This window comes from Hyphomonas sp., from assembly GCF_036964145.1.
Taxonomy (GTDB): Bacteria; Pseudomonadota; Alphaproteobacteria; order Caulobacterales; family Hyphomonadaceae; genus Hyphomonas.
On record NZ_JBALUC010000002.1, the window covers coordinates 180578 to 206582 of the forward strand.

Sequence of the window (26005 nt, forward strand, 5' to 3'; positions counted from 1 at the left end):
CCCCGTCCTAATGAACCATCAGGAGTGGTCGATCCGCATGTCGGATCATGTGCAGGGTCACCCCGCCCATGATGTTCTCACGCAGGCGTGAATGCGAATAGCCGCCCATCAGGACCAGATCGCTATTGGTCGCATCGCATTGGTTGAGGATACGCTCCGCAATCGGGCGATCCGGCCATTCCACGGACCGGGTTTTCACACGAACCCCAGCGCGTTCGAGCCATAGCTTCGCGGCTTCAAGGCTAGGTGTGCCCACATCCGTTTCCCCAATGGTGAGGAGTGTTGTCTCCTCACTCTCCTGCAGCATGGGCAGGGCGCACCGCACGACCCGGGAGGCTTGCAGGCTGCCATCCCAGGCGACCAGGGGCCGACGCGGCATCGCAGCAAGGCCCGAACGCGGCGTCAGGAAGACAGGCGCGGACGATTGCATGAGCAGCGATTCGAAGAGCTCCCGTTCCGGATAGACTTCCTTTGCGGCCGGAATGGCCATCACGACGAGGTCTGCCACGCGCGCCGCCATGCTGTAGCTTACTGGCAGCTGGCCAATCTCTTCGGTCCAGGATGCGGTAACCCCATTCTGCTTCAGGGCCTCCGACACTGGTACGATATGAACGTCGCCTGCATCGCAGCGCTCTTCAAATTGCGCGCGCATGGTCCGGGCAAAGACGATTGCGGCTTCGTCATGCCCCTCCATCGCCAGTACTGTTGCAGCCCCGGACGTCGGATAGAACTCCATGGGAGGATACTCGGTGAACCGCTGGCGCACATGATGTGCCATCACATGCCCCTTGAACGTTCCCGCCAGCGACAGTGCAGTGTCTGTCACCAGATTTGCGGTTTCCTCGAAGGCCAAAGGGGCGAAGATGGTCTTGAATATCATGGGGCCCGCTCTCTTTGTGATCCGTAAGACGTATTATTCTACGCTAGCTCTGTATTGCATTGACCCGGATCAAACTCCATCGCCATCCGTACTTCTACGGAGACGCGCGAGGCGCCTGCCTGTGTAACTATTCCTTAGACAGTTCAGGATCGCCGGATGATGACCATGCTTGATCGGTCCAAGCCCAGCCCCCTTGTGACTCCGCCTCACGCCGAGCCTCTCGACGACGCGCTTGCTCGGCTGTCGACATCCCGCAAGGGATTGAACCAGGCTGAGGCCGACGCCCGGCTGGAGGAATATGGCCCCAACCGAACACCGCGCGGACGGCGCACCCCCGCCCTGCTGCGGTTTTTCCGTCACTTCCACAATGCGCTGATCTATGTGTTGATCGGAGCCGCCGCCATCACATGGTGGCTTGGCCATCCCATCGACACGGCAGTCATCCTGTTCGTCGTGTTCGCCAATGCCGTGATCGGCTTCATACAGGAAGGCCGCGCAGAAGCGGCCATGGAAGCCATCGAGTCTCTGCTCTCGCCACATGCTGCTGTCTACCGGGATGGACGGCGTGTGACAGTGGAAGCCGAAACCTTGGTTCCAGGCGATGTCGTGTTCGTCGAAGCGGGGGACCGTATTCCCGCCGACCTCAGATTGATCAAGTCGAGCCATCTTCGGATACAGGAAGCCATCCTGACGGGGGAATCCGTAGCCGTCGACAAGTCTGTGGGCGTATCCCAAGCAGATGCCCCGCTAGGGGATCGGACAGGCTGCGCCTTCAGCGGCACCATTGTCACGGCTGGCCAGGCCGAGGGACTGGTCGTGGCAACCGGCATAAACACCGAAATTGGTCGCATCAGCGGCATGCTCTCCTCTGTCGACCGGCTCCAGACTCCCCTGCTACGCCAGATGAATGCCTTTGCGAAATGGTTGACCATCCTCATCCTGTTGATTGGCGCGGCCCTGCTCTCCTTCGGTGTGTTCATTCGAAATGCGGACTTCTCCGAGACCTTCATGTCGGTTGTTGGCCTGTCAGTCGCGGCCATCCCGGAAGGCTTGCCGGCTGTCCTGACCATCACCATGGCGATCGGCGTCAGGGCCATGGCCGGCAAGAATGCCATCGTGCGTCGCCTGCCCGCCATCGAGACACTCGGCGCTGTCTCGGTCATCTGCACTGACAAGACCGGCACACTGACCCACAATGAAATGATGGCCACGGCGATCATTGTTGCGGGTCAGGCCTTCGATGTCACAGGAGACGGCTACACGCCAACCGGCGACATATCGCCGGCACCGTCAGAGCCGGTCCAGTCCGTTCTGGAGCAGCTCGCGATCACAGCCACGGTGTGTAATGATTCACGACTTGTCAAAGACGCCCAAACCTGGACCGTCAGCGGCGATCCTATGGAGGGCGCACTTCTGGCCTTTGCGGGAAAAATTCTGGGCCCTCTCGACGATGTCCGACGCGATCATCCCCGCACCGCCGTCCTGCCTTTCGATGCCCGCCATCGGTTCATGGCTACGCTGACCACAAACGGAACCGGTCAGCATGTGCGCGCCAAGGGCGCCCCCGAAGTGATCTCTTCGCTCTGCACAAAGATGATGGGGCCGGACGGCACACCTGTTCCGATTGACCACAAATTCATCAAGGCAAGGACGTCTGCCTTGGCGGCGCAGGGCCAGAGAGTGCTTGCCTTCGCCATGGCCGACGCCGAACCGGACCAGAAACTCTCAGAGGACGACCTTAAGGGCACCCTCACCTTCCTCGGGGTCATTGGCCTGAAAGATCCGCCTCGTGCCGAAGCCGTCAAGGCAATAGCCGACTGCCATGCGGCGGGTATTCGGGTGAAGATGATTACCGGCGATCATGCAGGCACGGCGGCGGCCATTGCGAGAGAGATCGGGCTCGAATATCCCGGCCACGTCCTTGAAGGCAAGGATCTCGACGCGCTGGACGATGTGGAACTTGCTCATGCGGCCCTGGAGACCAATGTCTTCGCCCGCACGAGCCCTGAGCACAAATTGCGTCTCGTCCAGGCCCTGCAGAGCCAGAACATGATCGTCGCCATGACCGGGGATGGTGTGAACGACGCCCCTGCGCTGAAGCGGGCCGATGTCGGCGTGGCGATGGGCCGAAAGGGCAGCGAGGCGGCAAAGGAAGCCGCTGCTGTCGTGCTCGCCGATGACAATTTCGCCTCGATCGCGGCGGCCGTGACAGAGGGCCGGCGCATCTATGACAATATCCGCAAGCTGATCCGCTGGACACTCCCCACCGGCGGCGGAGAATCCAGCGTCGTGATCCTCGCCCTTCTGTTCGGGCTGACCCTGCCGGTGACCCCGATTCAGATCCTGTGGATCAATCTGATTACCGAAATGGCGCTTGGCTTCGCGCTGGCCCTGGAGCCCCTGGAGCCCAAAAGCATGGAGCAGCCGCCCCGCAAGCGGGACGCAACCCTGCTGGATACCGGATTGCTGGCGGACATCGTGGTTGCGACTGCCCTCTTTGCGGCCGCAGTGTTTGCCGTGTTCACCTATACGCTGGACCAGACCGGGTCCGTGGAACTTGCCCGGACTGTGGCTTTCAACACCTTGGTCGTGCTTCAGGTCGCGTATCTGTTCTTTGTCCGCTACCTTCATGGCGCGTCCAGTACGCTGGCTGGGCTGCGCGGGACCCCTGCCGTCTGGACCGCCCTCTTTATTGTCGTGGCCGGCCAACTGGCCGTCACCTACATTCCCTCCGCTCAAACGATATTTGGCACCGTCCCGCTCTCCCCTTTCTATGCCGCCATTGTGATTGGCGCCGGGGCTGCCGTGTTTGGCTTGCTTGAGGTGGAAAAACAGCTGCGTCTGGCCATACGGCGCATTCGCTGACGGACAGAGCCACGCCAATCAACCATCTCAGGCGAGATACAGTCCACCATTCACATGCAAGGTAGAGCCCGTGATAAAACCGGACTGGTCACTAGCCAGGAACGCCACGCAGCGCGCGATTTCGGACGGCTCGGCAAGACGGCCAAGCGGTACGCCTTCCAGCACGCTCTTCATCACATCGTCAGGCACCGCGGCCACCATGGCCGTATCGGCATAGCCGGGCGCGATGGCATTGACCGTGATCCCCTTGCGCGCGCTCTCCAAAGCCAAGGCTTTGGTGAACCCGATGACCCCTGCCTTGGCTGCGGAATAGTTCGTCTGGCCAAACTGGCCTTTGAGAGCGTTCACCGAGGAGATGTTGATGATCCGGCCGAACCCTCGCTCGCGCATGCCGGATATGACCTGGCGCGTCGTATTGAACATGGAGTCCAGATCCACACGCAGGACTGACTGCCACTGCTCCGGCGACATCTTGTGCAACATCGAATCCGCCGTGACACCCGCATTGTTCACGAGAATATCTATCGGGCCGATCTCATCTTCGATGGCTGCGATACTGTCCGAGCACGCATTGAAATCACTGACGTCCCAGCCATAGCAAGCGCGTCCTACAGGTGCCTTGTAAGCTTTAGCCTTATCAGGCGAGCGGGCAGTCACAATGACCTTGCAGCCGTCTGCCTCCAAGGCGTCCGCCGTGGCTGCACCGAGGCCTGTTGTCCCTCCGGTAATCAGTGCGATGCGGGCCATGTCGTGTTCCTTTTGCCTATGCGCCCCTCAGCTAGCCGGATCGTCCACCTGGCAACTTGCGCCGGATCAAAGCCATGACTTGATACGCGTCAACACGCGCCTTTCGGATCCGGCGATCCTGAAGAGGCGTAAGACGTGGGAGATATTCTGATGAAAGCCGACCTTGAAGCAAAAGCCGTCAAAATTCTTGAGGCCAACCGCGATGCCGCGATCGCCACGATCCGGCCCGATGGCTTCCCGCAGAACACGACCGTGTCGTTCGTCCATGATGGTCTGACGCTGTTCATCGGTGTCGGGAGCGATTCCCAGAAGGCTCGTAACATGCGCCGGGACGCGCGTGTTTCTCTCACCATCACACCGCCTTATCAGGACTGGAACCATATTCGGGGCCTGTCGATGGCAGCGCATGCGGCCGAAATGACCACTCAGGAAGAAAGCGCTGAAGTTATCGGCCTGATGCTGAAGCGCTTTCCGCAGATCGAGAATATGGATCCGATGGAAGGCGTCATGCCTTCCTTCTTCCGGCTGACGCCGAGCGTCCTCTCCGTACTCGATTACAGCCTCGGCTTCGGCCATGCCGATACGTTCACGGTAACGGATACGGATATCGCCGAGTCCCTGGAAAGCATGAAACACAAATGGCTGCTTCCAACGGGGCCGTGACGCGGGCGTCAAACGCTTGATGCGCGTCAAAGGCTCGCTCACGGAATTGACTACCTACGAAGATGTTGATCTTTCAAACCGGAGGCAAAGTGATCATGGCAATACTGAATTCAATCCCGTCAGCGTCGTTTGCGTGGGTCGCGGCTGTATTGATTGCTGGCTGTACCACTGCGCCGACGCCCTACCAGCCTGCCACTGACCTGCATGGCTATATGAGCGAGGACGTCGGAGACGGGCTTGTACGGGTCAGCTTTCGCGGGAATTCCAGCACCAGCCAGGACGAGGTCGAGGCCAGCCTGTTCCGCCGCATGGTCGACATTGCAGAGGAGCAAGACGCGGGCAGCTTCAGCATTGTCGGGCGCGAAACGGCCTGCACGACTACCCTGCGCACGTCCCCCAACACGACCTGTATCTACCACCAGTCCACGGACGCCATGTTCCCCTACTATTTCGGGGTCTACGAACTGGACAGCCCATGGCACTCCAAACCGGAGCGGGAGTATGAAGCTGTCGCCACCATCCGGCTATCTCCGGAGGCAGAGTGCGGCGACCTCTCAGATTGCTATGTAACCGCAAATGCCCGAGCGGAGATTTCCAGCTAAGTCAGTATCCGGTGCAATCGGCGAGGTCGGATAATACCGTATTCGTCTCGAAGATGCCGGCATCCGGTGTGACGGGCGGAGCGCGCAGCAATTCGATCTCCGCACGCGCCACGAATTCTTCCTCTACCTCTGTGATCGAATAGGCAAAATAGGTCAGGTAATAAGGCGAATGGCATGGATCGGGCACGATGATTTCTTCAATTTCCGTTTCTTGATCCGCGACCCGAAAGGCGGGCGCGCTCTCCCGCTCGGCAATCTCGGCCGCTCGGTATAGCAGGTAGCGCTCCACATCCTCCTGCGCGGTCCACATATTCCCGTGAAAGATGACTTCGACCCGGTTCTCGGACAGGGCGCGATCACTGTATCCGTACCCATCTATGGCCGGCTGGTACGGCGTCGGACTCGCGCATGCGCTTGCCGCCAAAATGATAGCGCCTAGCGCAAGCTGGCGAACTGCTCTTTCGATCCGCATTCGAAACTCCTCTCATATGCCCCTATTAATCTAAAAGCGCCCAGTATCGGTCACTCATGCATACACTTCAGGGCCGCCATGTTCTGACAGCCCCGAAGCATACGAACAGAATCTGCGTTAGCCCAGACGCAAGCGGTCTTCGACCATTGTTACCCCTGGCGCGGCCCACGCGGCCTGTTCGGCCACCTCCCGGTCATGCCAAGCGTCAATCGACCCATCCAGAGTCACCTTGCCATCCACCACCGAGACGCGGATACCCTTGGCTTCGGTTTCGGCATGGCGCACCAGAGCCTTCTCGATCCGGTCCCTGATGTCATTGGGCGTTGCGCGCTTTGTGACCATGATCGAATTGGAAACGCCCCGCACGCCCGGCAGGCTTGCGACACGCCACTTCGCCGCGTCGCGCTGATAGTTCCAGTCCACTTCGCCGGACAGTGTTACCCATCCATTCTGCACGCGCACCTGAACCTTGCCGTCGGGCACCGATACGTCCCAATCGAGCACATCCGCAGCCTTGCGGGCAATCTCGTCATCATCCGTCTTCGGTCGACCGGAAAGGCGCACTTCGATTTCCTGCGCAATCGCGCGAACACCTTTCACACGCTTGGCGGCATCCTCGGCCGCAAGTTTTTCCGCAAAGGAGGACACATGGCCCATCAGCGTGACCACGCCATCTTCCACCGCTACGCCGATATCCGCCGCATCAATGCGCGGCTCCCATTCCAGTTCGTCTTCAACGAATCCCTTGAGAGTCAAATCATCCATTTCAAACTCCTTTCTTGTCTGGCGCAGCCTTGTCTCGCGCGATTTGAACTTCGCCTGTTTGGGAAAGCGAGTCCTTGACCGGCATCAAGCAACCGAGAAAAGCTCCCGGATCGGTTGCGGCAAAGCGTGCTCGATATGCCGGACCTCCCCTGCGGAAACATGTTTCCTCAGCACTCGGAATACAGCTTCGGCAATTGCCTGCCCGTCCTTGCTGTCATCATCGCCGAATATGTCCTCCAGTGGCGCCAGGAAACGATCGACTGATCGATTCTTCCCGCCGCAATTGGCCGGCTTCCAGCCATCATAGAACACGCCTTTGAGCATCAGGGGCAATTGTGCTGCGAGATGGGCGCCTTCTTCGATGGTCAAGCGGTCTCTCAGTGCATGAAGCGAGGCCCGTAACGCGCTATAGGCAGCTGGCCGATCCGCCCAGCCGAGATCCTCCATGATGTCCTTGAGCCATGAATTGGTGTGGTGAAGAGAGTCATCGAATTGGCTCAAACCGGTCGTGCTCATGGGAGATCCTCCTGAATCTTGCCTGTTCCCCCTCCTAGCGCTTTCCGCCCAACCTGGCTTGATGCCAATCAATCCGTTACGTCGGCCATCACGCTAAATTGCCGGTTATGGTCACCAATGCTGAAATCGCGGACATGCTGGAGGAAATCGCCACGCTCCTTGCATTTGACGATGCCAACCCATTCCGGGTCCGCGCGTATCGCAATGGCGCCCGTACGGTCCGGCGCTACGGCAAAACCATGGCCAGCCTCGTTGCGGACGACGCAGACCTTACCGCGCTGCCAACTATCGGCACAGATTTGGCCGCCCTGATCCATGAAGCGGTTAATACGGGACACATACGCAGCCTCGACGCGCTGCGTAGTTCGGCCCCCATCCCCAGCCTGGACCTTCTCGAAGTGGAAGGAATTGGCCCTAAAAAAGCGCGAGCGCTCTGGCAGGAACTGGGTGTTTCCACTCCTGAACAACTTCACCGGGCCGTGCTGGACCATAAGGTCAGAACCGTCACCGGCTTCGGGCCGGGAAGCGAGGCGCGTCTGGCAGAGGTCTTCGCCAAGCAGATGCCGCTCAAATCCCGGCGCTACCCGCTCGGCACCGTCATGCCAATTGCGGACGCTTTACGCACCTATCTCGGCACCTGCCCCGATATTTCCCGGTTTGAAATCGCAGGCAGCTTTCGCCGGGGCCGCGACACAGTGGGCGATCTCGACATCGTGGCCGAGACCCATACCCCGGCAGCCGCCATTGATCACCTCGCAAGCTGGTCTCGTGTCAAACGCCTTGTCCTGCGCGGCGAGGCAAAGGCGACTTTTATTCTCGAAGAAGGCATCCAGGTGGATCTGCGCACCACGGAGACTGAAGGCTGGGGTGCCATGTTGCAATATTTCACGGGCTCCAAACCCCATTCGATCGCGCTCCGTGTCCGCGCAAAGGCAAAGGGCCTGAAGCTCAATGAGTATGGAGTCTGGAAGGGAAATCAGCGCGTGGCGGGGGCCACGGAGACTGAAATCTATGACGCGCTCGGTCTTGTCTTCATTCCGCCAGAGCTGCGCGAGAACCGGGGCGAAATCGAACTGGCCGCCGAAGACAAACTGCCGATCCTTGTCACACGCCAGGACCTGAAGGGCGATTTGCATGTCATCGCGAATTCCGTCCGTGATGTCGGAGCCTTGCTCAAGGCCGCCCATGCCTGCGGGCTTTCCTATGTCGCCATTGGGCCGCGCATCGATGCGAAAACCAAGCGCAAGACCGTCGAAGACATCTTCCGGGAAGCCGATGCGCGCTGCAAAGATATTCCTGGCCTGCGCTGCTTTCGACTTGTCGAAGTCGGCCTGACCAAACAGGGTGGTCTTGATGCGTCAGACACGCTGCTGGAAAGCGCCGATCTCGTCATTGGTGCCGTTCGCGACGGGTTTGACCTCACAAAGGCAGAACAGACCAAGCGATTGGTCCAGGCAGTGACACATCCCAGACTTTCCATCCTCTCACATCCAACCGGGCGAAGCGTAGGGGAACGCGAGCCGTTCGATGTGGACATGGCAAAAATGGCCAAAGCGGCAGCACAAGCTGGCACCGCGCTTGAACTCAGCGCTGATCCGGCCCGCATGGATTTGACAGATCTACATTGCCACACCGCTCAGGAGGCCGGCGCGCAGATTTCGGTTACCGCCGAAGCTATCCGACCAGCAGAATTCGAACGCCTGACCCTCGGCATCGTGCAGGCACGCCGGGGCTGGCTCGGACCGTCAGATGTACTCAATGTCCGTGGCGCAGCCGACCTGGCAAAAACCTTCCGGACACAGAAAACCAACAAAACCGCAAAGGAACCCCTCCATGCAGGTAGCGCCTGAAATCTCGTTCCGGTCATTCGAACCGACCGACCGCATCCGTAGCCGTATCGACAAGGAAGTCGAAACATTGGAAGCGCACTTTCCACGCATGATTTCGTGCAAGGTCATGGTAGACGGCGGCGCCCGCAGGCGGCAAACCGGCGACCTTGCCCATGTCTCCCTTCACATTACCCTGCCCGGCGGCAAAGATATCGCGGTCTCCAGCATGAAAGATGACGCTGGCGAACACAGCGATGTGATGGTGGCAATCCGCGACGCCTTCAAAGCTGCCGAACGGCAATTGAAATCCCAGAAGCCCGATCCGCGCACAGTCGGTGCGCACCCATCCCGCCTGTCCGGCACCATTGCCCGCTTCATTGCCGGGGAACCTGCTGGCTTCATCATCGGAGAAGACGGAAAGGATTATTATCTACATGCACGTGAAGTGACCACTTCCAAGTTCGAGGACCTGACGATTGGTGATGCGGTCACGTTCCGGCCCGATACCGGTGACCAAGGCCCCATGGCCCGCGCCGTCCACCAGCGCGGCGACTGAAGGAGACCGTCATGGCAGACCGTACATTTGATATCACCCTGGACCCGGCCCTTGCCTATCTCATCGCGGACCTGTCCCGCGAATATGCTGCCGAGGGCGATGGCCTGTATCCCACCGACGATGAAGATCTGGACGACAATGAGGAGGATGATCCAATCCTCGAAGCTGAACGGCGGACAGACGACGGCAGCCCGGAGTCGACCGACCCCGTAGAAAACGAACTCCGCGATATTATTGAAGGTCTGAATGTCGACGCACAGAAGGACTTGCTTGCTCTGATCTGGCTCGGGCGGGATGACGGCACGCCCGAAGACTGGCACCGCGTGCGCCGGCAAGCGACCGAAACCCCTCATCTTCATGTCGCCCAATATGTCGAGGAAACGCCATTGGCGAGTGACTATTTGCGCAGTGGGCTGGCCAATCTCGGATATGAGGATGACCGCTGATCCCCCCGCCCGTCGTTTGACGGCCATCAATCCTCAATACCCCGTATCTGGCATTATGTTTTGGATATGAAGGACATATCGAAAATGCGTCTTGCTGGTCAGGTGTCTTGCTATCTCAGCCCCCCCTCCTGCAGCATCTGGCCAGCGCTTTTTCTTGCCCTGCAGGCCTGCGCCTACAATCCGGCCATCCAGCGCGAACAATTGCTTCTTGTCTCTGAACCCCAGATGCAGGAATTGGGAGCCGACAGCTGGACAGAATACCGGAACCAGACCGCCGAAGCCCGCGATCCTGCCCTCCGCGCAAAAGCTGAGCGCGTCACCAATCGCATACTGGCTGCCAAGGGTGAAAACCGATCCAGCTGGGAAGTCGTCGTCTTCGACGATCCTGCCCTGAACGCATTCGCTCTGCCCGGACGAAAGATCGGCTTGAATGCAGGCATGGTCCGGTTTTGCCGCACAGATGACGAACTCGCCGCCATCATCGGCCACGAAATCGCACATGTTGAACTCCGCCATGCGGCCGAGCGCGCCAGTCAGGACCTTGCCGCCCGCGGGATCATGAGCGTTGTCATTCCGGACGATACGAATATGGAGAGCATCTTCGGCATCGGCACAACACTAGGCGTGCTGCTGCCCTTTTCCCGCAAACACGAATTGGAGGCGGACCAGATCGGCCTGCGTTACATGGCAGCTGCCGGCTATGATCCCCAGGCCGCCATAGATTTGTGGTCCCGGATGGCAGATCAGGCCGACCGCGGCGGAACGCCCACATTTCTCTCCACGCATCCCGCCGATTCCGAACGCATCGCGGCCCTCCGCGCCGAAGCCGAGCGGCTGGCCAAGTTCCGCACATGACGGCCCGCCATGTCTTTGCCCTGAATGCCACAGCCGAATTCGGTGAGCGAGTGGCGGCGTCTCTTGGACACTCTGTGAGCCCCCACGAGGAACGTGAATTCGAGGATGGTGAACACAAGATCCGTCCTCTGACGGCGGTGCGGGGAAGTGACTGCTTTGTCATCCAAAGTCTGCATTCCGGCCCGGACCAGCCCGCCTCCGAAAAACTGGTTCGGTTACTCTTCTTCGCAGGCGCCCTGAAGCAGAGCGGCGCGACGAGCGTGACCGCACTCATTCCCTTTCTGGCCTATGCCCGCAAGGACCGGCGCACCAAACCACGCGATCCGGTGGCAACCCGTTTGACGGCCCAGCTACTGGAAGCGGCGGGCATCGACCACATCGTGACGCTGGAAATACACAATCTCATGGCTTTCGAGAACGCTTTCCGAATTCCAGCCGACAATCTGTCCCCCTATGCCGACTTCGCTAATCACGCCTTGCACTTTGCAGGCGATGCGCCCCTGGTCGTCGCGTCCCCGGACCCGGGCGGCGTAAAACGCGCTCAGGTCTTCCGGGAGTATCTCGAAGGGTCGCTCGAACGTGACGTCGGGTTCGCCCTGCTGGAAAAACGACGCAGCGGCGGAGAGGTTTCTGGCACCCTGTTTGCTGGCGAGGTCGACGGCGCCTGCACGATCATTCTGGATGACATGATCGCGTCCGGCGGCACGATGGTACGCGCGGCAGAAACCCTTCGCGCGCACGGTGCAAGCAAGGTCGCCGCCTATGCCACGCATGGCCTGTTCACCGGAGGGGCAACCGCCCTGTTCGAGACAGGCAAACTCGACCAAATTCTGGTGACAGACAGCGTGCCGGATTTTCGATTGGCTGAGGCGCATCGCGCAAGGATTGAAACGGTGAGTATCGCACCCCTGTTCGCTCGCGCTATCGAGGCTCTCTCCGGACAAAAATCGCTTACCGACCTCCAGATTTACTGAGGCGTTCGATGGCCGGCCAGGCCGCGGTGAAATAGGCCTCGGCCATCACAGGCCAACGCTCCGGTGTTTTGGGCTCGGCATCCTCTAGATGACGCAAGGCAATACGGGCCCGGATGCAGGCATGGAACCCCATATAGAAATCAACCAGCGCGCCGGGCGGCACGTCCCCGAGCCCTTCCGTGAGGTTTTGGTACAGCCGCTCCCCAATCCATGGCGCACCAAGCCGAGCGCAATCGAGCCCCAGAAAGGTGATCTCTTCGAAGGGGTCCACAAGACGCAGGTCGCGATCGAATTCAAGGCAATCAATGATCCGGGGTGGATCGGTCAAACACACGTGTTCAGCCCGCAAATCTCCATGTCCCTCGACGATCCGGCCGCTTGCCAGCCGCGCAGTCAGCACGGTATGGCGCTCATCCAGAAAGCGCTCCACCATGCGCATCACGGTCTCTGCCCTCCGCCAGTCGAGCAAATGCCGGAAATTAGTGATCAGCTCGCGGTTTTTCATGTGCCTTCGCCGATAACGCTCCACGAATGCATCAGCCGGCATGTCGATGCCGGCTTGGGTTCGATAGAAGCCTGTCAGGATCGACGAGACCTGGTCGACTTCTGCCTCTGATGGTCCTCCGTTTGACAAGACGACATCGAGCATCCGCGCCTCTGGCAACCGACGCATGAGAACCAGCCATTCCACCGCCGGCCCCTCTCCATCCAGGGCAAGTGCCCCGGTTTCGCTGCGGGTGAGCGCGTGGGTGCCCAGATACACGTCTGGTGCGAGGCGATGGTTCAGGACGATCTCGGCCTCACAATTTATCCTGCGGGCGTCCAGCGTGCTGAAGTCGAGGGGGGGAAAGCAAACCGGCTTCTTGAGCTTCCAGACTTCCGTATCGGTGAGAAAGACCCAGGACATATGCGTTTCCTGGGGCAAGACAGTTTGCGTGGGCGTGGGATAGGAAGCCGGGTTGGACAGAAAGGCGATGGTCTCGTCCAGCGAGGCGGGGCTTACCTCCATATGCGTATCCGCGTTCATTAAAGCCCCGGACTGTCGGCGGACCGTCTCTCGAAGGATTCCAGGATACCGAGCACGTCTGTATCGGTCAGCTGGGGAAAGGCCGCATAGGATCCCCCCACGCCCCGGAAGGGGTGCGGCGTTGACAGGCAGACAATCTCATCGGCTTCACCGCGCAAAGCCTCCAGCGTCTCGGCCGGAGCGAGCGGCACCGCAAGGATGAGCCGTTTCGCACCTGCCCGACGCAACGCATGAAGGGCCACGCGCGCGGTCGCACCGGTTGCCAGCCCGTCATCCACCACGACGACATTCCGGCCACGGGGATTATGCGGGGGCTGATCTTTGAAATAGAGGCGCCGGCGGCGTTCGATCTCCGCCAGTTCACGCTCGCGCACCATATTGATCTCGGCTTGGTTCAGCCCCGCCGCTTGCACAATGTCTTTGTTGAGCACCGTCTCCGGATTTTGGCCATCGACCACAGCCCCGAAGGCGAGTTCGGGCTGTTGTGGCACGCCCAGTTTCCTCACGAGGACCAGATCAAGCGGGCACCCGAGTGCAGCCGCAATCTCCGCCGCGACGGGCACGCCCCCGCGCGGCAGCGCAAATACCAGCGGCTCGCCAAGATCGCGCGCACGCAATACTTCGGCAAGCCGCTGGCCTGCATCCTTGCGGTCCCTGAATTGAAACTGCGGCATGCAGTGTCTCCCTGCCAGTAAGCTGACCCTAGGCCCTGACCGAAAGAACCAATTGAGCGATATCAAAGCGTGAGCTGATGAGGGCGGCACAGTTGGAAAATGCCATCACAAGGAGGGCCTGGTGTCCCGTTTCAATTTTGCCTTTGCAACCGTTGCGCTCATTCTCGGCGCGTGCGCCACATCTACGCCCTACGCGCCAATGGACGGTCGCTACGGATATGCCGAACAGCGCATCGAAACCAATCGCTATCGTGTAGTCTTCCACGGCAATAGTTCCACCTCGCGCGAAACTGTCGAAGCCTTTCTCCTCTATCGCGCGGCGGAACTGACTCTGGAAAATGGCTTCGATTACTTCCTTGTTGTGGAGCGAGACACAGACGTCACCCGCACCTACACGTCTACCGGACCAGACCGGTCCGTCTACGGCTATTACCGGCAGGGCTATCACCGGTTTCCTTATTATGCCTATGGGTATCCTTGGTCATATGACTCAACCGTGCGTGAGCGCCGTCGGTTCGAAGCCAACGCCTACATCCTCATGCGCAAGGGCGAGAAGCCGAAAGGAGGTGTTCGGGCCTTCGATGCCCGCGACGTCATCGAAAACCTTCGGCCGCGCGTCCAGCAAAGCCTCACCTCCGGCAGCTAATCCTGCCCTTGCCTTGACAGGTATCAATCCGTCAGACTGGCGACGCGTCATGCTGGGCGATCAGAATGGGAGACAAACATCATGCACCTGCCAACCGGAACATTCGTCTTGGTCAGCGATGGGGCAAAAGCCCTTCTACTTGAAAACAAGGGAGATAATGACTTGTTGGACCTGAGAGTGGTTCAGGTCATCGAGCAAGACAATCCGCCAGCCCGTGAACAGGCGAGCGACCGGGCAGGTCGTTTCACGACGCCCACCGGCGGAAAGGCCGCAACAGAGCAGACCGACTGGCATGATGTCAGCGAGGAGCGATTCCTGTCATCCGTGGCAGACGCCACACTGAAAGTCGTAAGCCAATCCACTCCGGCCAACCTCGTTATCGCTGCAGATCCCCGGTCCCTCGGGAAGCTGCGACCCATGCTGATGGATTCAGGCTCAATCTCGGTGGTCGCCGAACTCAATCGCGACCTTGCCCATCAGACCATTCCGCAGATCGAGGAAGCAATCTCGGGCGCGTGAATCAGCGCGAGGGAATTGCGCCGCATCAAACCCATCCTCCTGATATCTGCCATGTTTGCCCGATATAAAAAACCGGGATGATGACATGGACCAGAACGAGATAACGCACCGTCTTGAACGGGCCGCTTGGCCTATCGCAGCCGAACAAGTCGAGCCCCTCAGGCTTCTTCTGGATCCCGCCACACATGGCGGCGCTATCGCGTCCTATATGGAGACCGCCCTGTCCCACATCATCTATGTGGAGGACCGATCCTATATCTTGCGGCGTCCCCTGCGCTTCGGTGAGACCTCTCTGCTCACACCAGAAGACCGCTGGCACTGGTGCGAGGATCAGGCCGACCGTGAGCGTCATTTCAATCGCCGGAACGACATCCGAATTCTGCCCCTCGTCGGACGGCACAATACGCCCTATCTGGGTGGTCCCGGAGATGTGATGGACTGGGTGCTGGAACGGTCGAGGATTGCCCGGTCGAAATTGCGTCCCACTCCCTCGCCCGGAAGCCCGTATCCTGGCAATCGGTCTGCAGCCGGATCTGATATCAATTTCGTACTTGTACCCTAAGCGCTTTCGGCAAGCGCCATATGGCGGCTAGGCTAAAACGTCGTTTCGACGTGGCGGTTTCAGACCAACCCCCAATTGCTCAATCGGCCCGGGCCTTCCAAACAGATACCCCTGCACTTCCCCGAAGCCGGCCAGATTCACGAACCGAAACTGCTCCTCGGTTTCGACCCCTTCGGCAATCACGTTGATATTCAACACCCGGCTCATACCGGACAGGATACCCAGGATCTGACGTGCCCGGTCGCTTTCTTCAGCGCGCACGAAGAACGAGCGGTCAATCTTCACCCGGTCCACAGGCAGATGTTCCAGACGACTGAGCGACGAATTGCCGGTTCCAAAATCATCGAGCGCGATCGTGACACCCATTTCGCGTATGGTTTCGATCACTTCGCATGAGGCCTCGATATTCTTCAGGACCCCGCGTTCGGTAATTTCGAGTTCCAGCAGGCTTGGCGGGAAGCCAGTGACCCCAAGCATTTCGGCCACGGATTCCGCGAAGCCGTGAGACAACAGCTCATTCGGTGAGACATTCACACTGAGGCGTATTTCTTCACCTGTTCGGGACATCCAGCCAAGGACATCCTCACACGCTTGGCGCTGCACAAACTGTCCGAAGGCAATGATGTGACGGCTCGCTTCCGCGATCTCGATGAATTCGGACGGGCTGATCGGCCCATATTTCGGGTGGCTCCACCGCGCCAGCGCCTCAACACCGACCAAACGACAATCCGATACGCGTACAATTGGCTGGTAGTGCAGGCTGATTTCGCCCTTATCGATGGCCGAAATGAGCTCCCGGTGAATAGACACGCGGCGTTCAAGGCGCTCACGGACATCCGCATCCGGAACAACACAGGAATCGCCCCCTTTGGACTTGGCTTCATAAACAGCCGCATCGGCCTGTTCAAGCACATCCTCAATTCCTTCGCCACAAATCCTGATGGCCGCACCAATCGACGCCGTCAGATCAATCAGCCGCCCATCATACGAAATAGGATCCGAGACCAGCGACCGGATACGCCCTGCCAGCGCGGAAACTTCAGGCAATTGCGCAGATCGGTTGAGGACACAGCAGAATTCGTCGCCCCCGATCCGAAAGACACGCACCGCATCATCTTCTTCGGCAAGGCGCTTGAAACGCTCACCGAGTTCTATCAGGGCCGCATCGCCGCCGCTATGCCCGTGGCGATCATTCAACTCCTTGAACTTGTCGAGGTCGATATAGAGGATGCTCAACAGGGCCGGCTCGTTTTCGGTCTTGCGGGCCTCGACCAGAGAATTGAAGGCATGACGGTTTTCTAGCCCCGTCAGGAGATCGGTCGTTGCTTGCTGCTTCAGCTTCTGTTCGAATTTTTCGCGTATGCTGATATCATGCGCAATACCGAGATATCCGAGATACTCACCCCTCTCGGAGTATTGCGGACGCCCGCTGAACTCCACCCGGCAATTGACCCCATCCGCATGCAACACCCCCTTGATCCGGGAAAATGGCTGCCGTTTCTGGAGCGCGATGTTGAATGCATCCTCGTCGGTCTCCCATCCGATTAGCACATCACGCCACTGACGGCCAAGCGCATCACCCTTGCCGAAATAATGGACGATCTTGCCTGTCGGATCGACGGCAAGATGCCAGTCTGACGACATTTCCGCATAGGAGGTCGAGCGGCTGCGATGCATGTTCTCGCGCTGGGCTAACTCTTTCAGCGTGACATAGACATTGCGACCGAGCTGTTTTGGCAGGACGGCAGCCACGCAACAGGCGAAGGCGATCAGGCTGAGCGCGATGGCTGACAACAGGGTGTCATCCATACCATTCACGACCAGTTCAAGACGGCCGGCAGGCCCCATATACCAATTGATGAACGCAACAAGGAACGCTGTGTAGAGAAAGCTCATCCACATTGTCGTGAACAGTCCCCAGATGATCGGCGTGATGCTCAATAGCAGCATGCCCTCAAAGATACCCTGATGATCCAGGATGAGCATGGCCAGCAGATTTACCGGAACACTGACACACAGCAGAAAGCCTTGCAGGAGCATTCGCTGCCGCCTGAAAGCCAACGTGGCCGCGCTGCCTACTGCGAGGATCGTGAAGACATCAATCACCGTGCCAATATCGACGGTATACTGGCCGAACGATGCGAGACTGGCGATAGTGGCGGACATGGTCACCAGCACCATGACGGAGCAATAGAAAATAACCGAATGCTGCAAGCGGTCCGGGCTTGGGATGGAGTCAGAAAGGGTGTCGAGCGAACTGGCCCAGGAAGGCTGTCCGGATTTTTCTGAGTGACGGGTCATTGGGTTCCTCGGCGCGCAGGATTAACCCTAGCGCGTCCCGGTTAGCCCCCCGCAAAAAACAGCGCGCAATATCCGCCCAATCCATTAGGCTCCGATTAGGACTTCCAATGGAATGGCCTATGGCGGAGAGGAAGACCTTGCTCCGCCATGCAACGACCCCTAAGTATTTGTTTGTAATGCATAATTTAATTTTATATGCAGCAATTTTTATCGCAGTTGACACGCATGATGTGCCAGCACCTCATTGTCTTGATCAGACACCAGATCTCCGCGCTAATCAGACTGTCATTCTGTCCAGGCGGCCATGAATGATCGACTCTGCATGAGAAATGATACCGTCGATAAGTTCCTTCACGGTAGGAATATCGTTAATCAGCCCCTGCACCATGCCGGCCGACCAGATGCCGCCATCAGTGTCTCCATCCGCCATGGCCTTTCGTCCGCGAACTCCCGCAACAAGATGCTGAACATCTTCAAACTTTGCACCGCCCTTGCGCTCGATTTCCACGACCTCATCGCTCACGGCATTTTTCATGACCCGGGCCGTATTGTGCAGCGTCCGGAAAATGAGATTGGTCATGCGCTCATCATTCTCAACCATTTGTCTTTTGAAGGCATCGTCAATCGGCGCCTCCTGCGTGACACAAAACCGGGTCCCCATATTGATGCCATCGGCGCCGAGCGCCAAGGCTGCCACGAGCCCCGCGCCATCCGCAAATCCTCCGGAAGCCAGCATGGGCACTCTCACCTTGCGTGCCGCCGCCGGGATCAGGATCAAGCCGGGAATATCGTCCTCCCCTGGATGACCCGCACATTCAAACCCATCAATCGATATGGCATCGGCGCCCATCCGCTCGGCTGACAGCGCGTGACGCACGGCGGTGCATTTGTGGATCACCTTGATGCCATGCTGCTTGAAATGGTCGATATGTTCCTGCGGCTTATAGCCCGCTGTCTCGACGATTTTGATCCCTCCCTCGATGATCGCCTGCCTGTATTCGGCATAGGGAGGCGGCTTGATCGCGGGCAGGATGGTGAGATTCACACCGAAGGGTTTGTCCGTCATCTTCTTCGTGCGTGCGATCTCTTTTGCAAGATCCTCTGGCGTGGGCTGTGTCAGCGCCGTCAGGAAACCGAGCCCTCCCGCATTTGCGACGGGCGCCACCATCTCTGCATATCCGACCCATTGCATGCCTCCCTGAACGATAGGGTGCTTAATGCCGAATTCTTCGGTAAAGCGGGTTTGAATGGCCATGATCTTCTCCCAAACAGTTTTTTCTAGTTCACGGCCCTGTCTTTACCGCCCCAATAGGGCTCTCGAAGTTGCCGCTTCAATATCTTTCCCGACGCATTGCGGGGAAGCCCCTCGACAAAGTCAACGCTTTTGGGAGCTTTGAACGCGGCAATCCTCGTGCGCGCAAAAGACAGGATGGAGTCCGGATCCGACGCCGCGCCGGGTTTCAGCGCCACAACGGCCTTGACCGCCTCACCCCATTTCTCATCCGGGACGCCAATTACCGCCACTTCGGCGACGTCCGGATGTCCGTAGACGGCATTCTCGACTTCAGCGGGATAGATGTTCTCTCCGCCTGAAATGATCATGTCCTTCACGCGATCATGAATGTAGAGATAGCCGTCCTCATCAAGGTATCCCGCGTCTCCTGTATGAAGCCATCCGTCCACTGTGATCGTCTTTTGCGTCGCCTCATCCAGGTTCCAGTAGCCTTTCATATTGGCGCGGGACCGGGTCACCACCTCGCCCACCTGATGGGGTGGAAGCACATTCCCGTCATTGTCTTCAATGCGAATCTCCACCCCTGGCATGGGGATGCCTGCCGCCCGCATCCGCTGGTTTCCGTTCGGGTCATGGTCCTCCGGTGGCAAGTAGATGATCGTTCCGCACGTTTCGGTCATGCCGTATTGCTGGCAGAACCCACAGCCGAAGACTTCCATACATTCCCGCAATAGATCCAGAGGAATGGGTGAGGCCCCGTACAAAATGTATTTCAGGCGGGAGTAATCCACGCTTCTGGCATTGGGCTGCCGTACCACAATCTGCAACGCAGCGGGCACCATGAACATTTTCGAAATGCCGTCCTGCTCAATATAATCAAGCACACGAAACGGATCGAACTCTCTCGCGACGATGCCTTTCGCGCCATTGAACAAGCCCACAATTCCCCAGCCGGTGCCACCAATATGGCCCACTGGCATCGCGACGAGGCTGACATCGTCTGGCCCCCATTCATTCCAGGGCAGGTGTGCTTCCACAGATTCCCGGCGACCGCCGAGGAGATTATCATGGCTTAGCATGGCGCCCTTTGGCCTGCCTGTGGTCCCCGATGTATACAATTGAAGCGCGACGTCGCCCGGCGCAATCGAGACGCCCGGATCTTCGTCACTTTGGCTATCCCTCCAGCTGACAAAACCGTCGGGCCCAGCATCCTCCATGAATATGATTTTGGGAGGATGTTTCAATTCGGCAAGCGCCGCCTTGGTCTGTTCAGCGACTTCGGGACCAACGAATATCAGCGATCCCTTCCCGTCGCCGATGATATAGGCCATCTCCGCCGGAGCGAGACGCCATCCTATCGGCAGGGTTACACCGCCCATCTTGGCGGCACCGAACAGAAGTTCGAAATAGTGGTCGCTGTTCTTGCCAATATAAGCAAGTCGTTCGCCAGGCTTCACGCCAGAGGCTGCCAGGGCGTTTGCCACCTTGTTCGTAAAGAGATCGAAAGCACGAAACGTCGTATCTCGCCCTTCAAAGCTGAGCGCGATGGCATCAGGCCGTTTGCGGGCATGATAGCGCGCGATGTCACCCAATGTGGGCATTTGGTCAAAGTCCGCGCTCGTCAGGGCACCCTCATTACGCATTTGCATTCTCCTGATAGTCCCGATTGGATACTTTGATTTGTCCGGCCCCAAGGAGACCTTCTGAGGACCTCCCCATTTCCCTCCGCGGCGTTCCTGAATTCAATCCAGAAAAAGAAGGCTGCGCCCCATATAAGTGGAAGCGCAGCCAGTTTTTCAGAGGAAATCAGAAACGATAGCTGAGCGATGCGCCATACGTGCGCGGACGCCCGGCAAACCGCAGTACGACATTGGCGTTGGAGGCAATCTGCTGCCAGTAATACTCATCTGTCAGGTTCTTGCCCCAGACGGAAAGTTCCCAATTGTCGTCGAGTGAGTAGATTCCGATGCTGCCATTCAGTACGCCATAGGAGTCGATGTCATATTGCGGATCGTCTGGGTTGCCGGCGGTAGAGTCGCTCTGCCAACGCCCGCTCAACGCACTTCTGAAGCCAAGGGCGTCCGATACGGGCCGGTCATACATCAGTGTCAAGCTCGCGGTGGTTTCCGGACTATACAAGAACGGATCACCTTGACGATTCGTCGGCAAGCCAAAGGCATCAGACGTTTCAAATGATCCGAACTCCGTTTGCAGCAGGGTCAGGCCGCCAATGGCCGTCAGGTGTTCTGCCACCAACCATGTCAGCTCCGCATCCAGGCCGTAGGCCTCTCCTTCCGGAGCATTCTGAAGGCGAGACAAGGCACGATAGATCGGATCCGGGAAGAAGGAAGAGACCTGCTTGTCTGTATAATCGTAGTAGAACAGCGACGCATTTGCCTGCATGCGCTGGTCGAACAGGCCAGCTTTGACGCCAACTTCATACGCCAGCAGGCTTTCCTGCGTTGCTGGCGAATTCTGTTCCGATTTCGACGCTGCGTTCACCGGGGTTGAAGCAGACTTGTAGCCATTGGACACCGACGCAAAGAAAAGCGTGTCTTCCAGCGAGGCCGGCGTCCAGTTGCCGACGACTCGCCACGAAACGTTGTCTTCCTTGACGTCCGATGTCACTGCGCTGAACGAGTTTGTCTCCAGATCGTAAGTATTGCATCCGTTTTCGAGCAATGGCGCTGGCGGCGTGGCCAGACCGTAGATCGCGGTGAAGAAGACGCGGTTGAAGACGTTGACGTTTGGCTGCATCGAACCGTTCACGTCCCCCGAACATCCAACATATTCCTGCTTGTCATCCGTGTAACGAATACCAGTGGTCAAGGAAAACTCAGGTGTGAGTTCCCAGTCGGCATTTGCAAAGATGCTTGCAGTCGTCGATTCAAACTCACCCGTGTCATAATAAGTCTGGAAGGAAGAGAGCAATTCGGCGGCTGAATAGGGCTGTCCTGTTTCAGGGTCCACATTCACCATGGAAACCAGACCAGCCATTTGAGGCGGGAAACCAAGTGCGGTCGGGTCGACCGTCAGCAGGTAGGCCGCTGTGCTTACAAAGTTGGAATTGGCGTTGTCCCGCAACATTGTGCGGTTGCTATCCGTGGTCTCGTCCTTGCCATAATAGGCCCCAACCAACCAGTCGACCTTGTCGGTTCCCCCTTCCAGACGAAGTTCCTGGCTGAAGGATTTGATTTCACCTTCAATGTCCTGAAGCAGAATCTGAAACGGCACACCTGACCAATCCAGCACGGCTTCACGGTCCAGCTTGTTGTAGCCTGTGAGCGAGACAAGCCGCATTTCGTTGTCGAACTCATAGCTCACACCAAGCTTGATGGCATCGAAACTGGAATTCTCTTCATGCGGACCATCAATGCCTTCGCCCGCTCCGATATCGGCTGACCGCAGGTAAGAAGGCGCCCAGTCGGCCTGTTCGGCGCTGGTTGGAAAATTGTTGTTGATAAAGTCAACAAGGCCCGGCTGGTTGAAACCGGATGCCGTCGCAGGGCCATTGGTTCCCGGCACGATGAATGTGGGGTCCGTATTGGGGGTCAGGCCAATCGCCTGGCCGGCGATCGTGTCGGACTTGTTGACCCACCCATTATAAGACAGGTCAATGTCGAGCTTGTCTGTCGGTTGTATCGCCAGCGCCGCACGGAAACCGAGCTTGTCCACCGTTCCCCGGTCTTCTCCCCGAGAAATCGATTCCTGCCAGCCTTCATCACTATTCTCGCTGCGGATCGCGAAACGCGCCTGCACATTTTCCGCCAGCGGCACATTGATCATGCCTTCGAGATTCCACGTGTCGTAATTTCCGATGTCGGCGGAAACACTCGCCTGGAATTCATCGACAGGCTTGTTCGTGACAACATTGATCAGGCCGGCCGTCGTATTGCGACCAAACAAGGTTCCCTGTGGGCCCTTCAATACCTCGATACGCTCAATATCGAACATCGGTCCGGAGTTCATGAAGGGGTACGGATAGGCAACTTCATCGACATAGGTGCCGACAGTGGACGTTGCCGACATGTTGATCGTATTGAAGCCGATCCCGCGCAAGGTATAGGTTGGAACACCCTGATAGCTTTGCGAAACAGAAAAGCTTGGCACAAGCGCTTGCAGGTCATCGACCTCATTGACCCGAAGCTTATCGAGTTGCTCTCCACCAAACGCCTGAATCGACATGGGCACGTCATTGGCGGATTCCTCCCGCCTCTGGGCCGTAACCGTGATAGACTCCAGTTTCATGGAGCCTTGCGACTCCTCGCTGCTTTCGGCAGAGGGCGCGTCTGCCTCTTGCGCAATGGCGGGCAAACTTGCCCCGAGCGCGGCGAATGAGACACCCATGCATAGCGATTTCAGATATGTTGTCCGGTTCATCAAATTTTCCTCCCAACGCTCCTTTTTTTTGCGGAGCTGTCAGCAAAGGTTCCCCGGAAAGGACCATGCCCGGCAAGCTATCAAGGTTGATAGGTCCGGTTCAGAGACCAAGAACGGCCTTGGCCATGATGTTGCGCTGGACTTCGTTCGAGCCCCCATAGATAGAGCCCGCGCGATTGTTGAAGTATTTCGCGGTAGCGACACTCAGGGCTTCTGGCCCGACCGGATCCAGATTGGATTCCGGATGCCAAGTCACTGGCTCATGAACAGCCGCATGGGGACCCGCAGCCTCGATTGCTAGTTCGTCGATCTTCTGCATCATCTCCGTTCTTTGAACCTTGAGCATCGATGCGGCTGGGCCCGGCGGTCGCCCCGCGCTGAGCGATGCCACGATGCGCTGCTCGGTCACACGGATGGCGTCGAGCAGAATGGCGGCTGTCTCAAGCCGGGCTCGTAATCCCGGCTCTTCGAGGCCGCTTTCCAGAACATGGGCACGAAGTCGATTCAGCGCCGCCTCAAGTCCGGCCGACGATCCGCCACTGCGTTCGAACTCCAGCAGGTATTTCGCAACGGTCCAGCCATCATTTTCCTCCCCAAGCCTGCCTGACACCGGTACGCGGACGTCATCAAAGAAGACCTGGTTCAATTCATGCTCACCCGCCAATGTAATGATCGGATCGACGGTTATGCCGGGCGCCGACATCTCTAGCAGAAGGAAGGTGATTCCTTGCTGGGGTTTACCTGTGGTGTCGGTTCGCACGAGACAGAACATGCGGTTTGCGTGATGCGCGTGCGTCGTCCAGATCTTTGATCCATTGAGCACATAGTGGTCACCATCCCGTTCTGCCTTGAGAGACAGAGACGCCAGATCGGACCCTGATTGCGGTTCCGAATATCCTTGGCACCAATAGTCCTTCCCCGCCAACAGGCGTGGCAGGAAAAATGCCTTCTGGTCCGGTGTGCCATATCCGATGATGCAGGGGCCAACCATGTTCAGGCCCATGGGGGCCAGTGGGGGCGCTCCGGCAATGGCGCATTCCGAGGCAAAGATGTAGCGCTGCATTTCTGTCCAGCCGGGTCCGCCATACTCTTGCGGCCAACTCGGCGCCGCCCAGCCTTGCGTGTGCAACTTCTTTTGCCAGGCGAGCGTGTACTCAGGCTCCACAAAAACACTCGTCGCCTTTCTACCAGCGGCGGCTAGCTCAGGCGTAAGATTGTCGCGAAGGAAAGCTCGCACTTCCTCGCGGAAAGCGATATCTTTTTCAGATAGGCCCAGATTCATCCAATATCTCCTGTATTGGCCTGAAACTCTAGCGAGTACGACTGCCAAGGCTCAAGCTACCAGAACCAATAGGTATGAAACCTTCTCCTCCCTCGGAAGCCGGTTCAGGCTCCACCGACAATGACGTCCACAATCTGGCAATGGAAGTTGTCCAGATTGGGCAGCGTTCAGGTCTTCCCTACATTGCCGCCTCTGCAGATGTCAGCGATCCCAACCCCATGCGCGATCAAGAGGGCACGCCTTACGCCTCGAGCCTGTTCAAATGGTTCGATCCGAATCTTCACTACTGGGATGACCGTACATTCGCGCTCCGGTCAGGCTTTATCCAGGCAGCCAGAATTTCGGCGGAACCATTTTACTTCGATGGCGAAACATTGAGGAGCTGGCGGCCGAACCGCGCTTTGGACGTCTTCAACCAGAACGCTGATTATGATGCGTATGAAGTTGCCAGTGCCATCATCTGTCCATGCTACATGCCTTACGGCGTGCTTGGCGCGATCGTCTGGGCGGCCAATGAGGCAGTGTCCGACATTGCGCAAACATTCAGGACGCACGCTGCAAGCATGCATCAACTGACGCTCAAATTTCTCTCCGCCTACAGGGAAAATGACTCACATATTGCCCTCCCAGAACTGGTCGATCTGACACGCAGAGAAATTCAGTGCCTGAAATGGGCCGCCATCGGCAAGACTGACAGCGAGATCGCGACAATCATGGGAATATCCATCCCCACGATTCGGTTTCACCTGACCAATGCAGGGCAAAAGCTGTCGGTTTCCGGTCGAGCCCAAGCCGTCCGTGTCGCAACCAGCTTGGGCTATATCGGTCGGAGCGCCTAGTCCCGTCACGTATCTTTTCAAGGCTACTCAGTGGAGGCCTTAAGAGAGTCTGCCTAACGGCCCGGCTAGCAAGTTGACTCCTCATAACATTTTCTTAGCTTCCCGATCGAGTCCAAGCAGGTCAACGCTTACGCCCGCCCGCTAGCATGAGCAAATTATGCCCGGATAAATGTAGATAATTTATGTCTCGTTTTGCGCCCACAGTGGTTGTCAGAAAAATCCCGGAAGCGGGCGCTGATGAGAAAATTATGAAACATGCCAAATCTCATCATCAGCAATGATGAGAGCGCTGAACTTCCACCGGCACCTCCTTCGTTAGTGGCCCACAACCTCCAAGACGTGTTCGACACTTTCGTGTGCGGTGGGAAGAT

At 58.1% G+C, this 26005-nt stretch carries 24 protein-coding genes; 12 read left to right on the top strand and 12 right to left on the bottom strand.

Annotated features, from left to right (window positions below; translation table 11 throughout):
* Nucleotides 1-7: 7 nt before the first annotated feature.
* Nucleotides 8-880 (bottom strand): universal stress protein, encoded by an 873-nt coding sequence (locus V7660_RS05975; protein WP_335602212.1) that lies wholly within the window; start codon nucleotides 878-880, stop codon nucleotides 8-10.
* Between the two features lie 156 nt (nucleotides 881-1036).
* Here V7660_RS05975 and V7660_RS05980 point away from each other — a divergent pair, with 156 nt between their 5' ends.
* Complete coding sequence (locus V7660_RS05980; protein WP_335602213.1) at nucleotides 1037-3745, top strand: cation-translocating P-type ATPase; 2709 nt, start codon at nucleotides 1037-1039, stop codon at nucleotides 3743-3745.
* A gap of 27 nt (nucleotides 3746-3772) precedes the next feature.
* On the opposite strand, the gene phbB is transcribed toward V7660_RS05980, so the two are convergent.
* Nucleotides 3773-4492, bottom strand: a complete 720-nt coding sequence (gene phbB / locus V7660_RS05985; RefSeq protein WP_335602214.1) for an acetoacetyl-CoA reductase — start codon at nucleotides 4490-4492, stop codon at nucleotides 3773-3775.
* A 150-nt stretch (nucleotides 4493-4642) separates the two neighbouring features.
* On the opposite strand from phbB, the gene V7660_RS05990 reads away from it, so the two are divergent.
* Complete coding sequence (locus V7660_RS05990) at nucleotides 4643-5155, top strand: pyridoxamine 5'-phosphate oxidase family protein (RefSeq protein WP_335602215.1); 513 nt, start codon at nucleotides 4643-4645, stop codon at nucleotides 5153-5155.
* 95 nt (nucleotides 5156-5250) lie between these two features.
* Nucleotides 5251-5757, top strand: a complete 507-nt coding sequence (locus tag V7660_RS05995) for a CC0125/CC1285 family lipoprotein (protein ID WP_335602216.1) — start codon at nucleotides 5251-5253, stop codon at nucleotides 5755-5757.
* Between the two features lies 1 nt (nucleotide 5758).
* Here the strand turns inward: V7660_RS05995 and V7660_RS06000 are convergent, their stop codons facing one another.
* The 3 genes from V7660_RS06000 to V7660_RS06010 all read right to left on the bottom strand — a co-directional run bounded on the left by V7660_RS06000 (nucleotide 5759) and on the right by V7660_RS06010 (nucleotide 7510).
* On the bottom strand, nucleotides 5759-6229 hold the full coding sequence (locus V7660_RS06000) for a CC0125/CC1285 family lipoprotein (RefSeq protein WP_335602217.1): 471 nt from the start codon (nucleotides 6227-6229) through the stop codon (nucleotides 5759-5761).
* Between the two features lie 117 nt (nucleotides 6230-6346).
* Nucleotides 6347-6994 (bottom strand): BON domain-containing protein, encoded by a 648-nt coding sequence (locus V7660_RS06005; RefSeq protein ID WP_335602218.1) that lies wholly within the window; start codon nucleotides 6992-6994, stop codon nucleotides 6347-6349.
* Between the two features lie 84 nt (nucleotides 6995-7078).
* On the bottom strand, nucleotides 7079-7510 hold the full coding sequence (locus tag V7660_RS06010; protein WP_335602219.1) for a DUF2267 domain-containing protein: 432 nt from the start codon (nucleotides 7508-7510) through the stop codon (nucleotides 7079-7081).
* 107 nt (nucleotides 7511-7617) lie between these two features.
* Here V7660_RS06010 and V7660_RS06015 point away from each other — a divergent pair, with 107 nt between their 5' ends.
* The 5 genes from V7660_RS06015 (at nucleotide 7618) to V7660_RS06035 (ending at nucleotide 12170) form a co-directional block, all read left to right on the top strand.
* Complete coding sequence (locus V7660_RS06015) at nucleotides 7618-9360, top strand: helix-hairpin-helix domain-containing protein (RefSeq protein WP_335602220.1); 1743 nt, start codon at nucleotides 7618-7620, stop codon at nucleotides 9358-9360.
* Nucleotides 9344-9895, top strand: coding sequence for an HPF/RaiA family ribosome-associated protein (locus V7660_RS06020; protein WP_335602221.1), 552 nt, complete (start codon nucleotides 9344-9346; stop codon nucleotides 9893-9895). The genes V7660_RS06015 and V7660_RS06020 overlap by 17 nt, the downstream gene beginning before the upstream one ends.
* An 11-nt stretch (nucleotides 9896-9906) precedes the next feature.
* The gene (locus V7660_RS06025; RefSeq protein WP_335602222.1) at nucleotides 9907-10341 is read left to right on the top strand and encodes a DUF3775 domain-containing protein; all 435 of its coding nucleotides are present in this window, start codon (nucleotides 9907-9909) and stop codon (nucleotides 10339-10341) included.
* Between the two features lie 84 nt (nucleotides 10342-10425).
* Nucleotides 10426-11196 (top strand): M48 family metallopeptidase, encoded by a 771-nt coding sequence (locus V7660_RS06030; RefSeq protein WP_335602223.1) that lies wholly within the window; start codon nucleotides 10426-10428, stop codon nucleotides 11194-11196.
* Nucleotides 11193-12170: a ribose-phosphate diphosphokinase gene (locus V7660_RS06035; RefSeq protein WP_335602224.1), complete on the top strand. Its 978-nt coding sequence runs from the start codon at nucleotides 11193-11195 to the stop codon at nucleotides 12168-12170. The genes V7660_RS06030 and V7660_RS06035 overlap by 4 nt, the downstream gene beginning before the upstream one ends.
* On the opposite strand, the gene V7660_RS06040 is transcribed toward V7660_RS06035, so the two are convergent.
* Both V7660_RS06040 and V7660_RS06045 read right to left on the bottom strand, forming a co-directional pair.
* Nucleotides 12148-13179, bottom strand: coding sequence for a hypothetical protein (locus V7660_RS06040; protein WP_335602225.1), 1032 nt, complete (start codon nucleotides 13177-13179; stop codon nucleotides 12148-12150). The genes V7660_RS06035 and V7660_RS06040 overlap by 23 nt on opposite strands.
* Before the next feature lie 17 nt (nucleotides 13180-13196).
* Nucleotides 13197-13871: a phosphoribosyltransferase gene (locus V7660_RS06045; protein WP_335602226.1), complete on the bottom strand. Its 675-nt coding sequence runs from the start codon at nucleotides 13869-13871 to the stop codon at nucleotides 13197-13199.
* A gap of 121 nt (nucleotides 13872-13992) precedes the next feature.
* On the opposite strand from V7660_RS06045, the gene V7660_RS06050 reads away from it, so the two are divergent.
* The 3 genes from V7660_RS06050 to V7660_RS06060 all read left to right on the top strand — a co-directional run bounded on the left by V7660_RS06050 (nucleotide 13993) and on the right by V7660_RS06060 (nucleotide 15598).
* Nucleotides 13993-14517, top strand: a complete 525-nt coding sequence (locus tag V7660_RS06050) for a CC0125/CC1285 family lipoprotein (protein ID WP_335602227.1) — start codon at nucleotides 13993-13995, stop codon at nucleotides 14515-14517.
* 81 nt (nucleotides 14518-14598) lie between these two features.
* Nucleotides 14599-15036, top strand: a complete 438-nt coding sequence (locus V7660_RS06055) for a host attachment family protein (protein WP_335602228.1) — start codon at nucleotides 14599-14601, stop codon at nucleotides 15034-15036.
* Between the two features lie 85 nt (nucleotides 15037-15121).
* On the top strand, nucleotides 15122-15598 hold the full coding sequence (locus V7660_RS06060; RefSeq protein WP_335602229.1) for a hypothetical protein: 477 nt from the start codon (nucleotides 15122-15124) through the stop codon (nucleotides 15596-15598).
* 27 nt (nucleotides 15599-15625) lie between these two features.
* Here the strand turns inward: V7660_RS06060 and V7660_RS06065 are convergent, their stop codons facing one another.
* From V7660_RS06065 to V7660_RS06085, 5 genes are all read right to left on the bottom strand, one after another.
* Complete coding sequence (locus tag V7660_RS06065) at nucleotides 15626-17899, bottom strand: putative bifunctional diguanylate cyclase/phosphodiesterase (RefSeq protein WP_335602230.1); 2274 nt, start codon at nucleotides 17897-17899, stop codon at nucleotides 15626-15628.
* 277 nt (nucleotides 17900-18176) lie between these two features.
* Nucleotides 18177-19154, bottom strand: a complete 978-nt coding sequence (locus V7660_RS06070; RefSeq protein ID WP_335602231.1) for an NAD(P)H-dependent flavin oxidoreductase — start codon at nucleotides 19152-19154, stop codon at nucleotides 18177-18179.
* A gap of 23 nt (nucleotides 19155-19177) precedes the next feature.
* Nucleotides 19178-20776 carry a fatty acid--CoA ligase gene (locus V7660_RS06075; protein ID WP_335602232.1) on the bottom strand — a complete coding sequence of 533 codons (1599 nt, stop codon included), beginning with the start codon at nucleotides 20774-20776 and terminating at the stop codon, nucleotides 19178-19180.
* A gap of 163 nt (nucleotides 20777-20939) precedes the next feature.
* Complete coding sequence (locus tag V7660_RS06080; protein ID WP_335602233.1) at nucleotides 20940-23513, bottom strand: TonB-dependent receptor; 2574 nt, start codon at nucleotides 23511-23513, stop codon at nucleotides 20940-20942.
* Between the two features lie 100 nt (nucleotides 23514-23613).
* On the bottom strand, nucleotides 23614-24795 hold the full coding sequence (locus V7660_RS06085; protein WP_335602234.1) for an acyl-CoA dehydrogenase family protein: 1182 nt from the start codon (nucleotides 24793-24795) through the stop codon (nucleotides 23614-23616).
* Between the two features lie 74 nt (nucleotides 24796-24869).
* Between V7660_RS06085 and V7660_RS06090 the strand changes: the two genes are divergently transcribed.
* A complete protein-coding gene (locus V7660_RS06090; RefSeq protein ID WP_335602235.1) occupies nucleotides 24870-25634 on the top strand; it encodes a helix-turn-helix transcriptional regulator in 765 nt (254 codons plus the stop codon).
* Nucleotides 25635-26005 lie beyond the last annotated feature (371 nt).